Origin of the sequence: Streptomyces sp. BPTC-684, from assembly GCF_030028635.1 — a bacterium.
Lineage (GTDB): Bacteria > Actinomycetota > Actinomycetes > Streptomycetales > Streptomycetaceae > Streptomyces > Streptomyces noboritoensis.
Map to the genome: position 1 here is coordinate 4,292,734 of NZ_CP124863.1, position 13,285 is coordinate 4,306,018.

The window sequence follows — 13,285 nt, forward strand, 5'->3', positions numbered from 1 at the left end:
GCCAGGAAGCTCGAAGCTAGGCGTCCCGGCCCGGCTCGTCCTGCGGCCCGTCTCCGTCCGCCGCCGGGCCGGAAGGCCGGTCCTTCGGCCCGCCCTGCGGTCCGCCATTAGCCCCGTCCGCGGGGCGACCGTCCGCCGGCCGGTCCGAGGAGCGCGAGGCGGAGCCCGCGCCCGTGAACTTGCCGTACAGCTTGCCGCCCAGGTCCGCCGTGCCGCCGGCTATGTCGCCGACCAGCTTCATCAGCGGATCCTTGCTCGTGCGGACCGTCTCGGCGTACGAGGCGGCGGACTCGCGGAACGAGTCGGAGACCGAGGTGTCCTTGTCCTCCTCACGACGGGGGTAGTGGCCGTCCATGATCCGCTGGTAGTCGCGGGTCGCGGCCCACTTCTTCAGCTCGGCCGCGCGCACGGTGGTGAACGGGTGCGAGCGGGGCAGCACGTTCAGGATCTTCAGGACCGAGTCGCGCAGGTCTCCGCCCGCCTCGTACTCCTCGGCCTGCTCCAGGAACGCGTCCACGTTCATCTCATGGAGATGGTTGCCGCCGGCTATCTTCATCAGGCCCCGCATCGAGGCCTGCAAGTCCTGGCCGACGAGCAGCCCGGCCCGGTCGGCGGACAGCTCCGACTTGCGGAACCACTCCCGCAGCGCCGTCACGATCGCCATCACCGCCACATTGCCCAGCGGGATCCAGGCGATCTTCAGCGCCAGGTTGGTGAGGAAGAGCAGGATCGTGCGGTAGACGGAGTGACCGGACAGGGCGTGGCCCACTTCGTGGCCGACGACCGCGCGCATCTCCTCCTCGTCGAGCAGCTCGACGAGGCCGGTGGTGACGACGATGATGGGCTCGTCGAGGCCGATGCACATCGCGTTCGGCCGGGGGTCCTGCGTCACGTACATCGGGGGGACCTTCTCCAGGTCCAGGATGTAACAGGCGTCCCGCAGCATGGCGTTGAGGTGTGCGAACTGGGCGTCGCTCACGCGCACGGAGTCGGAGAGGAACAGCAGGCGCAGGCTGCGCTCCGGCAGCAGCCCGCTGAGCGCCTTGAAGACCGTGTCGAAGCCGCTGAGCTTGCGCAGCGCCACCAGCGCCGACCGGTCCGCGGGATGTTCGTAGGCCCGGGAGGAGATCCCGGGGAAGCGTCGGCGCTGCCTGCTCGGCACGCTGTCCTGGATGTCGTCGGTCATGGTGTCCCCCTGTCTGAGAGTCTCGGCTCGTCCCCCTGACGACATCCACCCTAGGTGGTGGGGCTACCGTGGGGCGGGGGCCTGTGGATAACCAAGGAGACACCTGCCATGACGGATGCCGTCACGCTTCTCGCCGCCGCCTCGGACCAGCAGGGACCCGGCAATGTGCTGCGGATCCTGCTGCTCGTGTCGATCCTCGGTGCGGGCGGCCTCGCCTGGCTGCTGCTGCGCGGCTACCGCTCCAACGACGGTGGCGACGCGGCCGCGGCCGAGCCGGACGGCGTGGCGAGCCGGGGCGCGAGCCCCGACGCGGAGGGCGCCGTCAAGGACTGAACGGCTGAGTCGGCGTGAGAGTGCCCGGGCGGCCCGCATACGATGAGCCCGAAGTCTCCGCTCCGACTCCCGGATAGGTCCTGCTGACGATGAGCCTCACCAGCACCGCCGCCACGCACCTGGTCACCCTCGCCGAGGGCACCGAGCACGGCGGCAACCACGAAAGCCTCAGCCCGTACGTCACCGGTGGCGGCGCCCTGTTCGCGCTGCTGCTCCTGCTGTGGATCACCACGCGCTTCAACCGCGACCGCTGAGTCGGGGCGTTTCCACCGGGCCAGTAGGCTCTGCACGCATGGGAGAGCAGGAAGTGCCTACCGGTCCGGTCAAGCGGCGCATCGGCGTGATGGGCGGAACGTTCGACCCGATCCACCACGGACACCTGGTGGCCGCCAGCGAGGTGGCCTCTCAGTTCCATCTGGACGAGGTCGTGTTCGTACCGACGGGGCAGCCGTGGCAGAAGAGCCACAAGAACGTCTCCGCGCCCGAGGACCGGTACTTGATGACGGTCATCGCGACCGCGTCCAACCCGCAGTTCTCGGTGAGCCGGATCGACATCGACCGCGGCGGCGCGACGTACACCGTGGACACGCTGCGGGACCTGCGCGCCCTCAACAGCGACGCGGACCTGTTCTTCATCACCGGCGCCGACGCGCTCTCGCAGATCCTCACCACCTGGCGTGACGTGGACGAGCTGTTCTCGCTCGCCCACTTCATCGGGGTGACCCGGCCCGGCCACATACTGACGGACGACGGTCTGCCCGAGGGCGGGGTGTCGCTGGTCGAGGTGCCCGCCCTGGCGATCTCGTCGACGGACTGCCGGGCGAGGGTCGCGCAGGGCGACCCGGTCTGGTATCTGGTTCCGGACGGGGTGGTGCGCTACATCGACAAGCGCCAGCTCTACCGCGGCGAGTGAGAGAAGGGCACCCGGTGAACGACCGACAGGACCCGTACGACCCCTATGCGCCGCAGGTGCAGCTTGTCGGTTATGACGAGTACGGCCAGCCGGTGTACCAGCGGGTGCCCCAGCAGGGCTCGTACGACCCGTACGCCCAGGCCCAGCCGCAGCAGCCCCACCAGGCTCAGCCGTCCCAGCAGGATCACCAGGGGCAGCAAGGCCAGCAGGGCCAGCAGCAGGGCGGTTACGGGTACGACCCGTACGCCCAGCAGCAGCCCTCGTACGACTACGGATACGACGCGTACGGCCAGTCCGCCCAGCCGTCCGTGCCCCAGCAGAACCAGGGGTACGGCTACGACACCGCGCAGCAGTGGGGCCGTGAACAGCCCCCGGCCCAGCAGGCCGCCCAGGCGCAGGCCCCCGTGCGGGAGGCCGAGCCCGAGCCGGTGGCCGAGCAGATCCCGGTGCTGCCGCAGCAGCGCAAGGACGAACGCGACTACCGCACCGAGCAGTTCTCGTTCATCGAGGAGCCCGACGAGGACTCCGAAGACGTCATCGACTGGCTGAAGTTCACCGAGAGCCGCAGCGAGCGGCGCGAGGAGGCGCGGCGGCGCGGCCGCAACCGGGTGGTCGCGCTCGTCGTCGTCCTCGCCCTCGCGGCGGTCGGCGGCGTCGGTTACCTCTGGGCCGCCGGCAAGCTGCCCGGTGTGTCGTCGTCCTCGGACTCCAAGAAGCCGGGGGTCGCGGTCGGCGCGCAGAAGCGGGACGTGATCGTCATCCATCTGCACAACACCGCGAAGGGCGGCACCTCCACGGCGCTGCTCGTCAACAACGCGACCACCAAGCAGGGCACCACCGTCCTGCTGCCCAACACCCTCGCCGTCTCCAACGACGACGGCACCCGCACCACGCTCGCCAAGTCCGTCGACAGCGACGGCTCGCAGGGCACCCGTGAGGCGCTCGGCACCCTGCTCGGCACCAAGATCACCGGAACCTGGCGGCTGGACACGCCCTTCCTGCAGAACCTGGTCGACCTGGTCGGCAACATCGACATCAGTACGGATGCCGACGTACCGGGCGCCAAGGCGGGCGCGGCCCCCGTGGTGAAGAAGGGCGAGGACCAGACGCTGACCGGGCAGATGGCCGTGGCGTACGCCACGTACAAGGGGCCCGGCGAGTCCGACGCCAAGCAGCTGCAGCGGTTCGGGCAGGTGATGTACGGGGTGCTGCGCAAGATCTCGGACGACCCCAAGGCCGCCACGATCACCGTGCAGACGCTGGCGCAGATCCTCGACCCCTCGCTGCCCGAGTCGGACCTCGGCGCCTCGCTGGCCAAGCTCGCCGAGCACGCCAAGGTCGGTGCCTACAAGACGGCGCTGCTGCCGGTCCAGCCGGACGGCACGCTCAGCGCGCAGGCCAGTGACAGCGTGGTCAAGGACATCCTGGGCGGCTCGGTCGCGGCCCCCGACAAGGGCGCGGCGGTCCGCGTCGGCGTCAGCAACGCCAGCGGCAACCCGAAGGCGGTCGACAAGGCCCGGGTCGACCTGGTCAACGGCGGCTACGCCTACATCGACGCGGGCGGCGCGAGCACGGCGGCGTCGTCCTCCGTCACCTACGGTGACGTGGCGCAGAAGGCGAAGGCCGAAGAGGTCGCCAAGACGCTGGGGCTGTCGGCCGGTGCGGTCAAGCAGGGCAAGGCCGCGGCCAACGCGGACGTCACCGTGGTGCTCGGCAAGGACTACAAGATCAAGTAATCCTTTCGGGGCTGTCGGCGGTCCGTGAGATCCTGGAGAACGATCTGAATCGATCTGACCGCCGACGAAAGCCAGCTTGTGACCGCCACGGACCGTTCCATCGAGCTCATCACCGCCGCCGCTCAGGCGGCCGCCGACCGGCTCGCGCACGACATCATCGCGTACGACGTCAGCGACGTGCTGTCGATCACCGACGCCTTCCTGCTCGCCTCCGCTCCCAACGACCGCCAGGTCAAGTCGATCGCGGAGGAGGTCGAGGAGCGCCTGAACAAGGAGCTCGGCGCCAAGCCGGTGCGCCGCGAGGGCGACCGCGACGCCCGCTGGATCCTGCTCGACTACGTCGACATCGTCGTGCACGTCCAGCACAGCGAGGAGCGCGTCTTCTACGCCCTGGAGCGGCTCTGGAAGGACTGCCCCGAGCTGCCGCTCCCCGAGGACGCGGTGAAGACCCGCGGCAAGGCCGCCGAGCACGCCCAGCTGCACGGTGGGGCGGAGGACGGTGAGCTGAGCTGAACAGCAGCGACGCCAAGCCGGGCCGGGGCCGCCGGGTCGTCCTGTGGCGGCACGGCCAGACCGCGTGGAACCTTGAGCGCCGCTTCCAGGGCTCCACGGACATCGAGCTGACCGAGGCCGGTCTCGGCCAGGCGCGCCGCGCGGCGCGCCTGCTGGCGGCCCTGAAGCCGGACGCGATCGTCGCCTCCGACCTCAAGCGGGCCGCGGCGACCGCGGGCGAGCTGGCCGCGGTCTCCGGACTGCCGGTGACCCACGACTCGGCCCTTCGGGAGACGTACGCGGGCGCCTGGCAGGGCCTGACCCACGACGAGATCGTGGAGCGCTACGGCGAGCAGTACGCGGCGTGGAAGCGCGGCGAGCCGGTGCGCCGGGGCGGCGGCGAGCTGGAGACCGAGGTGGCCGACCGGGCCGCCCCCGTGGTGCTCGCGCACGCCGACAAGCTGCCCGACGACGGCACCCTGGTCGTGGTCAGCCACGGCGGGACGATCCGTACGACCATCGGCCGTCTCCTGGGCCTGGAGGCGCACCACTGGGAGGGCCTGGGCGGGCTCTCCAACTGCTGCTGGTCCGTCCTCGGCGAGGGCGCGCGCGGCTGGCGCCTGCTGGAGCACAACGCCGGGACGCTCCCCGAACCGGTCCTCGGCGACGACGACTGAGGCGGCCGCCGGGCCCGCTCGCGCGCGGCCGCCGGGGCGCGCCGGGCGCCCGCCCGGGCGGTGCGACCACCGGATTTCACTTTCCGGCAGGTCACAGGCTAAAGTTCTTCTTGTTCGCAGCGCGGGAGCGCGGGAAACAAAGCGGACAGCGGGGCTATAGCTCAGTTGGTAGAGCGCCTGCATGGCATGCAGGAGGTCAGGAGTTCAATTCTCCTTAGCTCCACAGGAACGGGATCCCGTCCGGTCGATTCGACCGGACGGGATTTCGCGTTTCCGGGGCGCCGCCCGCCCGCTCCCCGCCCGCTCCTGTACGACCCGCGGCCCGGCCCGGCCGGGTGACCGCGGGTGTGAGGCGGCCGCCCAGCCCCGTGCCCGCGCGGCCGCCTCACGCCCAGATCTTCTCCCGCATCTCCCTCAGCGTCGCCGTACGCGCGCCGCTCTCCACGTCGTTCGGCGTGTACGTGACGATCCGGCACTCCGGCATCCCGTTGATGGACAGCGACACCGACGTCATCCGTATCTCGCCGACCGCCGGATGCCGGAAGGTCTTCACCCGCGGTCCCGGCGGCACCACGTCGCCGTTCTTCCACAGCCGTGCGAAGTACGGGCTCGCCTCGGAGAGCTTCGCGATGAACGACTCCCAGGCGGGCTCCCCGGCATGGCGGCCGTACTCCGAGCGCAGCGTCGCCACCATCACCGGCAGCTCCTTCTCCCGGAACAGGACCGGACAGGCCGGCTCCGGCACGGTGAACAGCGTCCACAGCACGTTGCGCACGCCCGTCGCCCGGATCTCCGGGATGTCGAACAGGTCCCGGTAGGCGGGGTTGGTCGCCAGGATGTCGTAGCGCCCGTTGTAGACCACTGCCGGATGCGGGTCCAGGGCGTCGATGATGCCCTGGATCTCCGGGCCCACCTCCACCACCGGAGCCTCCTGGTCCAGCTCGCAGGGCACGTCCGCCAGGTGGTAGAGGTGCGCGCGCTCGGGCTCGTCCAGGCGCAGGGTGCGCGCCACCGCGTCCAGGACCTGCGGCGAGGCGTTGATCGGGCGGCCCTGCTCCAACCACGTGTACCAGGTCACGCCGACTCCGGAGAGCTGGGCGACCTCCTCCCGGCGCAGCCCGGGCGTGCGCCGCCGCAGGCCCGGCGGCATGCCGACGTCGGCCGGCGTGACCCGCGCGCGTCTGCTGCGCAGGAAGGCGGCGAGTTCCGGTCTCCGGCGTCCGTTCGGTGCGGCCACAGTCGTCACGTCCCCCATCGTCGATCCCGTCGCCCGCCGCTGCCAGGTGCTGTCAGTACCAGCATCAGCGGGCTCTCGTTACCCGTATCCGCGCGGGGTCAGGCTGGCTGCCATGACCACCGCGCTTCCCACGGGCCCAAGTCCCTTACTCAGTAAAGACCGTGCCACTGACAACCGGCCCCCGCTGCTGCTCGCGATCGTGCTCGCGGCGCAGTTCATGGCGCTCCTCGACGTCTTCATCGTCAACGTCGCCGCCCCCACCATCCGTACCGAACTGCACGCCTCCGGCGCCGCGTTGCAGCTGGTCGTCGCCGGTTACACCATCGCGTACGCCGTGCTGCTCATCACCGGGGCGCGCCTCGGCGACCTGCTCGGGCACCGCCGGCTCTACCTGGCCGGGCTCGCCGTCTTCACGGCCGCCTCGCTCGCCTGCGGCCTGGCCGGGACGGCCGGCCAGCTGATCGCCTTCCGGCTGGTGCAGGGCGCCGGATCGGCGCTGATGATCCCGCAGGTGCTCAGCCTCATCCAGCGCAACTTCACCGGAGAGGCACGCGTGCGTGCCCTCGGGGTCTACTCCGCCGTGCTCGCCACCGGCGCCGCCGCCGGACAGGTCCTCGGCGGCATCCTGGTCAGCGCCGACCTCTTCGGCACCAGCTGGCGGCCGGTGTTCCTGGTCAACGTACCCATCGGGCTCGTCCTGCTGGCGCTCGGAGTGCGCCATCTGCCCCGGGAGCGGCACGAGCACCGCGGCGCGGCCTGCTGGGCGCGCGACCTCGACCTGCCCGGCCTGGTGCTGCTCGGCGCCTCCGTCTCGCTGCTCACGGTGCCCCTGGTGCTCGGCCAGGAGGAAGACTGGCCGGCGTGGGCCTGGCTGTCGCTGGCGTCCAGCGCGCTGCTCTTCGCCGCGTTCTGGGCGTACGAGTCGCGCCTCGCCCGGCGCGGCGGCGCCCCGCTGATCGCGCCCAGGGTGCTGCGCCTGCCCGGCATGGGCCTCGCGGTCGTCCGGATCGCCGTGGTCATGGCCATCAACGCGGGCTTCCTGTTCACCCTCACCCTGCACATCCAGGGCGGCCTCGGCTACAGCGCCCTGCGCGCGGGGCTGACCTTCGCGCCGACCGCCGTGGTGTTCGGCACGGTCGGGCTGACCTGGCGGCGCTGGCCCGCGCGCTGGCAACGGGCGCTGGTGCCGGGCGGATTCGCGCTGACCGCGGTGTCCACCCTGGCGACCGGCTTGCTGCAGCGCGGCGGCGGCACGGGCGGGCTCGTCGTCTACGTGACGTACGCCGGTGTCGGCGCCGGTCTGGCGCTGGCCTTCAGCCCCACCTTCGCGGGGGCGCTCGCGGGCGTACGGCCCGAGGACGCGGCGGACGCCAGCGGGCTGCTCGCCACCGTGAACCAGCTGGGCCAGCTCATCGGGGTCGCCGCCTTCGGCACGCTCTTCCTGAACCGGCTCACGGCGGGGGCGCACACCTCCGGCGGCGCGCTCTGGGCGTGCTCTCTGGCGCTGGCCGGAACGGCCCTCGTGGGGGCGCTGACGGGTCTCCTATCACGACGCCGCTGACCCTCTTGCGCGACCATGGCAGAATCGTGACGGCCGGAGGGGGACGACGGACCGAACGGGAGGGAGACCGCGATGCCTGCGAGCCGCGACGACATCCCGGACCTGTCCGGTGCGCCGCGGACAGCGACCCGGATCAGCTGTCCTTCCTGCGGTTCCTCCCGTGTCGCGCAGATGCTCGGCGACAGCGGTGGCGTCTCCTACGTGTGCACGGCCTGCGGCCACAGCTGGAGCTGAGATGGGTGCACACAGGCGGAAGTGCGACTGGTGCGGCAGCGGTACGCCGATCGTCCGGGACATGGAACCGGTCAACGCCGACTACCAGTACTGGTGCGAGGAATGCGCGCGGGCGCTGATCATAAAAGGCGACCCCATCGAGACCTACCGGGAGCTGGAGGGGGAGCCGATCTACGGCCGTCTCCTGGAGGCGCACTGCACCCTCAAGAGGTTCTACTCGTTCGCCACGGCCTGAGCGGCGCCCCGCGCCGCGGCCCGAGCGCCACCGCCGCCACGAAGGCGGCCCCGGCCAGCGGATAGAGCGCCGAGAGCGCCATCTGCAGCCCGTTCTGGGCCAGTTCCGGACGGTCCGCCCCGTGCGGCACCCACCACAGGGCGTAGGAGCCGAAGACCAGGGCGGCGACGGCCCCGCGGATCCGGTGGGCCCCGAGCAGCACGAGCCCCGGCACGCACCACACCCAGTGGTGCGACCAGGAGACCGGGCTCACCAGGAGCGCCGTGGCCGCGCAGCACAGCACCGCCCGGGCCCGCTCCCCGCGCAGCTCGGCCCGTACCGCCGCGTAAAGGCCCAGTGCCGCCGTGAGGGCCGCGGCGGCCGTCCACCAGGCCCCCGGGTCGCCGGTGTGCAGCAGCCGGGCCAGCACCCCGCGCAGCGACTGGTTGGCGGTGTCCTCGGCGTGGCCGACCCGGCTCGTCTCGAACACCGTCGACGTCCAGAAGCGGCGCGAGTCGGCGGGCAGCACGACGGCGGCCGCCAGCGTCGCCCCGGCGAACACCGCCAGCGCCGTCGCCGCCTGCCGCAGCCACGGGTTCCAGCCCGCTCCACGCGCGCGTACGAGACCGGTGAGCAGCAGGAACAGCGCGAACAGCGCGGGTGTGAGCTTCACCGCGGCCGCCAGGCCGATGCCCGCGCCCGCCCCCCGGTGGCCGGCGCGCCGGGTCAGGTCCCACAGGACGGCGACCGCGAGCAGCAGATTGATCTGGCCGTAGCGCAGGGTCGTCCACACCGGCTCGCACCACACCGCGAGCGCCGCCACCCACAGCGCGGCCCCCGGCCGCTCCTGCCCCGCGAGCCGCAGCGAAAGGTGGGCGAGCGCGACAAGGAGGGCGAGGTTCGCCACCGTGGCGAGCGTGCGCATCTCGGGCACGCCCAGCAGCGTCAGCGGCGTGAACAGCAGCGCGGCGAACGGCGGGTAGGTGGTGGGCAGCCTCGCGCGCGTGGCGCGCATCGCGTACAGATCCGCCCCGGCCCGTACGGCCCCGCCCTCCGCCCGGTAGACCATCAGGTCGATCATCGACACCCCGGCGGCCCGCTGAGCGACCCAGAAGGCGGCGAACGAGAGCAGACAGGCCGCCGCGGCGAGCGCCACGGGGCGGCGGACGGGGGTGAGACGGGCGGCGGTGTGCGCGAGCACGTTCACGGTCACGAAAGGGGACGTTACCGGCCCTGTCCGTACAGAACGGCAATCGATTTGGTGGAGTGCCGGGGGGACCGTGTAATGTTCTCGATGTCGCCGGGGGAAACCGGGCGGCGAACAAAGCAAGGGGCTATAGCTCAGTTGGTAGAGCGCCTGCATGGCATGCAGGAGGTCAGGAGTTCAATTCTCCTTAGCTCCACAATAAAGAAGGCGGCCACCCGGATCGGGTGGCCGCCTTCTTGCCGTTACGGCTCAGCGGGTCAACCGCGGCCGCTGCCCAGGGCCTTGCGGGCCGGGGCGGTCAGTGCGGGCATCTCGGCGGGCGCCCCCTCGATCCGCAGCGCCAGCGCGGGGCACCGGCGCACCGCCCGCTGCGCCCGCCCCCGCAGATGCATCGGGACGGTCGCGTCGGCCACCGCCGGGTAGCCGTCGGCGCCCAGCCGGATCAGCTCCGGGATGAGGTCCGCGCACAGTCCGTGCCCCTCGCACAGCGTCCAGTCGACCAGCACCTTCTCGCCGCTGGGGATGCCTTCCTCCTGGTAGCCGTCGCCCGGCAGCGGCAGCAGGCCCAGCGTGGGGCGGCCGCAGCCGCCGCCCAGGACGTGCGCCGCCAGATCGTCGGTGAACGCGTTGACGGTGGAAGCCAGGAAGCGGGCCGAGCCGTCCGGGTGCTTGCAGGCACCGCGCCCCTTGACCGCGCCCGTCACCTCGCGCAGCGCCTCCAGGGCGGCCGGTCCGCCGCCGTTCATGACGTCCGCGAGGCCGCCCGCGGCCGCGGGCAGACCGAGCCGGCACGGGCCGCACTGGCCCGACGTCTCGGCCGCCAGCCAGTTGGCGATCCGCAGCGCCTCGCCCAGCGGACACGTCTCCGGCCCGATCGGCAGGATCGCGCCCGCGCCGAGCGCGCCGCCGAGCGCGGCGAGCGACTCCCGCGAGATCACGGCGTCGTGCGCGGCCGCCGCGTCCAGCCAGCTCCCGTGGTAGCCGCCGGTCAGCACGCCCTGGGGCACCGGCGGCGCCCCGGCCAGCTGGAGCACGTACCGCAGCGGCACGCCCGTCGGCACCTCCACCACCATCGGACGGGCCACCGCCCCGGAGAGCGTCAGCAGGACCGTGCCGGGCTCGGTGGGCAGCCCGGAATGGCTGTATCTGCGCGGGCCGACCCGGGCGGCCACCGCGAGCTGCGCGTACGTCTCCGCGTTGGACAGCAGTGTCGGCGCGCCCCCGATGCCGGTGTCCGAGGCGCGCACCTTGCGCCCCGGCGGCATCGCCGGGCCGCCGCCCGCCGCCCGGATCACGGACGAGGCCTCGCCGGAGACCATCCGCTCCGGAGTGCGCACCACGCGCGCGCGGAGCGCGGTCCCGCGCCGGTCGGCCAGGCCCCGCTCGGCGAGGGCCGCGCGGATCGAGGCCTCCGTGGAGTCCCGGGTGACGGCGACGACCAGGGTGCGGGCGCCGAGGGCCTCAGCGGCCAGCAGAGCGCCGTCCAGGACCAGATGGGGTGCCCGGTTCACCAGGACCGTGTCCTTGCGGCAGGCGGGCTCTCCCTCGCTCGCGTTGACCACCACGACCGGGCGCACCCCCCGGCGTATCGCGGACTTGGCGACCGCCCGCAGTTTGCGGGCGAACGGGAACCCGGCGCCGCCGCGCCCGTTGAGCGAGATGTCCTCGGCGAGCTGGGCCAGCTGTTCGCCGGGCACCGGCTCCAGCGGGCCGTGCACCTTCAGGTGCATGTCGAGGCCGAGGCGCTCGACGAGGTCGAACCCCGCGGTCAGTTGCGGGAGTCCGACGACCCGCACCTCGGGGACGTCGGGCAGTGGCGCGTTCACGGGCGGTCTCCTGCGGGGCTGTGCCAGGGCTCACCGGCGACGGGCTGGTGGAACGGGCTGGGCTGGGGGGAGGGTTCGGGCCGCGGCGCGCCGGGCCCGGGGAGCGGTCCCGGGGACTCGAAGGCGGCGCCGTTGTCCCCGTAGGGGACGGTGGGCAGCGGTGCGGTCTCGTCGAAGCCGCCGAAGTCGGCGCTGCCGGGGCCCGACCCGCCGAGGTCCGTGCCTCCGAAACCGGCACTGCCGAAGGCGGCGCTGTTGTAGTCCGTGCTGCTGTAAGCCGTGCCGCCGAGGTCGCCACCGCCGAGGTCCGCGAAGCCGTTCTCCTGGAGCGGCATGTTCTCCGGCGGACGCGGGGTGGGCGTCGGCCAGCTCGGGGCGTACTGGGGCGGGGCGGGGGCCAGGGAGACCGCGCGGTAGGCGGCCGAGATGCCGGGGGCGGGGGTCGGCCCGGGCACGGCGCGCGGCGGCTCGGTCCCGTAGAGCGCCTGGGTCTCGTACGAGTCGGCCGGGAGCGGGTCGGCCGGGTCGCGCTCGGCGGTGAAGCGGTCGGTCGCGAACGCGTCCGTCGGGTACGGATGCGGTGCGGGCGCCTCATAGCGGGGGGAGGCGGGGTCGGCCGGGTGGGCCTGGGGGGTCGAGGCGTCCGGGGCGACCGCCTGGGCCGTCTCCACGCGCGCGAGGAGCGGCGCGAGGCGCCGGGTGATGCGGCGGCGCACCGGGCGCGGCAGGGAGCGGACTACCAGCGCGCCGGCCACACCGGCCAGCGAGAGGCTGTACAGCGTGACGACCCAGCCGGCCGCCTGACGGCCCGCGAACAGGCCGTGGACCAGCGCGAAGCACCAGGCCGGGTAGGCCAGCATGTGCACCGAGCGCCAGTGGCCCGCGACGCGGTCGGGGTTGGCGAAGGCGCTGCGCAGGGCGCCGGTGGCGGCCGTGACGACCATCAGGACGGCGGCGAGCGAGCCGAGGCCGATCAGGCCGTCCGAGCCGGTGACGCCGAGCCCGAAGGGCACCAGGGCGCCGAGCAGGCCCACATGGCCGACCGCGATCTTGACGGTGATGTGCACCAGCAGGAAGCCGATCGAGGACACGGCGGTCGCGCGGTGCACGGCCTGGGCGACGAGCCGGTGGCGCGTCGTCATCAGCAGCCGGTCGGTGGCGAGCAGGCCCCAGACGACCGAGGAGGTCAGGCAGACCAGCGACAGGACGCCGGTGGTGAAGTCCAGCGCGGCACGGAAACCGCCGCCGGTCGTGGCGGCCAGCACCGGTATGAGCACCGCCGAGGCGACCAGGAGCGCGCCGGACGCTCCTCCTTTCAGCCGTCCCTTCAGGGACGGGAGTTTCAGTGTCGGGGTGGAGCGGGGACTGTGAGGGTTCATGGGGCAACTCCGAAACGTTCAGCAAAGTGGTCCCGTGGCCGCATGCTAGGTCGCCTCATACCAAGCAGTACGGCGTTTGCTCGGTTGCCCCAGAAGAGGTCAGAAGAGGTCGGTACGCGGAGTAACCTCTGTCGGCTGGGCTCGTTGGAGCGCCTCGCGAACACTGCGCGCGGGCCCTTGTGAACCCTCCGTACAGACCCTCGTGAACCCTCCGCGTGCGCCGTCGTGAACGCTCAGTGCGGGCCGTGTGGGGCCTGCGGTACCCTGACGCCATGCGTGCCGTACGCCTT

Annotated in this window: 14 protein-coding genes and 2 tRNA genes; 11 read left to right on the forward strand and 5 right to left on the reverse strand. The window is 72.5% G+C overall.

Translation table 11 applies throughout. The annotated features are described in order from the left end of the window. Positions 1 to 16: 16 nt before the first annotated feature. Positions 17 to 1,186, reverse strand: a complete 1,170-nt coding sequence (locus QIY60_RS18865; protein ID WP_283143514.1) for a M48 family metalloprotease — start codon at positions 1,184 to 1,186, stop codon at positions 17 to 19. A 108-nt stretch (positions 1,187 to 1,294) separates the two neighbouring features. Between QIY60_RS18865 and QIY60_RS18870 the strand changes: the two genes are divergently transcribed. The 7 genes from QIY60_RS18870 to QIY60_RS18900 all read left to right on the forward strand — a co-directional run bounded on the left by QIY60_RS18870 (position 1,295) and on the right by QIY60_RS18900 (position 5,560). Then, positions 1,295 to 1,519: a hypothetical protein gene (locus QIY60_RS18870; RefSeq protein WP_283146150.1), complete on the forward strand. Its 225-nt coding sequence runs from the start codon at positions 1,295 to 1,297 to the stop codon at positions 1,517 to 1,519. A gap of 89 nt (positions 1,520 to 1,608) precedes the next feature. Then, positions 1,609 to 1,773 (forward strand): hypothetical protein, encoded by a 165-nt coding sequence (locus tag QIY60_RS18875; RefSeq protein WP_180357169.1) that lies wholly within the window; start codon positions 1,609 to 1,611, stop codon positions 1,771 to 1,773. Positions 1,774 to 1,811: 38 nt separating this feature from the next. Beyond that, positions 1,812 to 2,432: a nicotinate-nucleotide adenylyltransferase gene (gene nadD / locus QIY60_RS18880; RefSeq protein ID WP_101388280.1), complete on the forward strand. Its 621-nt coding sequence runs from the start codon at positions 1,812 to 1,814 to the stop codon at positions 2,430 to 2,432. 14 nt (positions 2,433 to 2,446) lie between these two features. Beyond that, positions 2,447 to 4,168, forward strand: a complete 1,722-nt coding sequence (locus QIY60_RS18885; RefSeq protein WP_283143515.1) for an LCP family protein — start codon at positions 2,447 to 2,449, stop codon at positions 4,166 to 4,168. 78 nt (positions 4,169 to 4,246) lie between these two features. Further along, complete coding sequence (rsfS, locus tag QIY60_RS18890; protein ID WP_283143516.1) at positions 4,247 to 4,681, forward strand: ribosome silencing factor; 435 nt, start codon at positions 4,247 to 4,249, stop codon at positions 4,679 to 4,681. Beyond that, positions 4,678 to 5,337, forward strand: coding sequence for a histidine phosphatase family protein (locus QIY60_RS18895; protein WP_283145999.1), 660 nt, complete (start codon positions 4,678 to 4,680; stop codon positions 5,335 to 5,337). Before rsfS ends, QIY60_RS18895 begins: the two co-directional genes overlap by 4 nt. Positions 5,338 to 5,487: 150 nt before the next feature. Continuing rightward, a tRNA-Ala gene (locus QIY60_RS18900) sits at positions 5,488 to 5,560 on the forward strand. A gap of 162 nt (positions 5,561 to 5,722) precedes the next feature. Here QIY60_RS18900 and QIY60_RS18905 read toward each other — a convergent pair. Beyond that, positions 5,723 to 6,592 (reverse strand): helix-turn-helix transcriptional regulator, encoded by an 870-nt coding sequence (locus QIY60_RS18905; protein ID WP_283143517.1) that lies wholly within the window; start codon positions 6,590 to 6,592, stop codon positions 5,723 to 5,725. Between the two features lie 181 nt (positions 6,593 to 6,773). Here QIY60_RS18905 and QIY60_RS18910 point away from each other — a divergent pair, with 181 nt between their 5' ends. The 3 genes from QIY60_RS18910 (at position 6,774) to QIY60_RS18920 (ending at position 8,604) form a co-directional block, all read left to right on the forward strand. Next, the gene (locus tag QIY60_RS18910; RefSeq protein WP_283146000.1) at positions 6,774 to 8,135 is read left to right on the forward strand and encodes an MFS transporter; all 1,362 of its coding nucleotides are present in this window, start codon (positions 6,774 to 6,776) and stop codon (positions 8,133 to 8,135) included. A 72-nt stretch (positions 8,136 to 8,207) separates the two neighbouring features. After that, entirely contained in the window at positions 8,208 to 8,369 is a 162-nt protein-coding gene (locus QIY60_RS18915; RefSeq protein ID WP_190092482.1) for a hypothetical protein, read from the forward strand. A gap of 1 nt (position 8,370) precedes the next feature. Further along, complete coding sequence (locus QIY60_RS18920; RefSeq protein ID WP_067158879.1) at positions 8,371 to 8,604, forward strand: hypothetical protein; 234 nt, start codon at positions 8,371 to 8,373, stop codon at positions 8,602 to 8,604. Here the strand turns inward: QIY60_RS18920 and QIY60_RS18925 are convergent. Then, the gene (locus tag QIY60_RS18925; protein WP_283143518.1) at positions 8,573 to 9,796 is read right to left on the reverse strand and encodes a glycosyltransferase 87 family protein; all 1,224 of its coding nucleotides are present in this window, start codon (positions 9,794 to 9,796) and stop codon (positions 8,573 to 8,575) included. The genes QIY60_RS18920 and QIY60_RS18925 overlap by 32 nt on opposite strands. Positions 9,797 to 9,913: 117 nt before the next feature. On the opposite strand from QIY60_RS18925, the gene QIY60_RS18930 reads away from it, so the two are divergent. Beyond that, a tRNA-Ala gene (locus QIY60_RS18930) sits at positions 9,914 to 9,986 on the forward strand. Positions 9,987 to 10,047: 61 nt separating this feature from the next. Here QIY60_RS18930 and QIY60_RS18935 read toward each other — a convergent pair. Both QIY60_RS18935 and QIY60_RS18940 read right to left on the reverse strand, forming a co-directional pair. Further along, positions 10,048 to 11,616, reverse strand: a complete 1,569-nt coding sequence (locus tag QIY60_RS18935; protein WP_283143519.1) for an NADH-quinone oxidoreductase subunit NuoF family protein — start codon at positions 11,614 to 11,616, stop codon at positions 10,048 to 10,050. Beyond that, a complete protein-coding gene (locus QIY60_RS18940) occupies positions 11,613 to 12,995 on the reverse strand; it encodes a hypothetical protein (RefSeq protein WP_283143520.1) in 1,383 nt (460 codons plus the stop codon). The genes QIY60_RS18935 and QIY60_RS18940 overlap by 4 nt, the downstream gene beginning before the upstream one ends. Positions 12,996 to 13,285 lie beyond the last annotated feature (290 nt).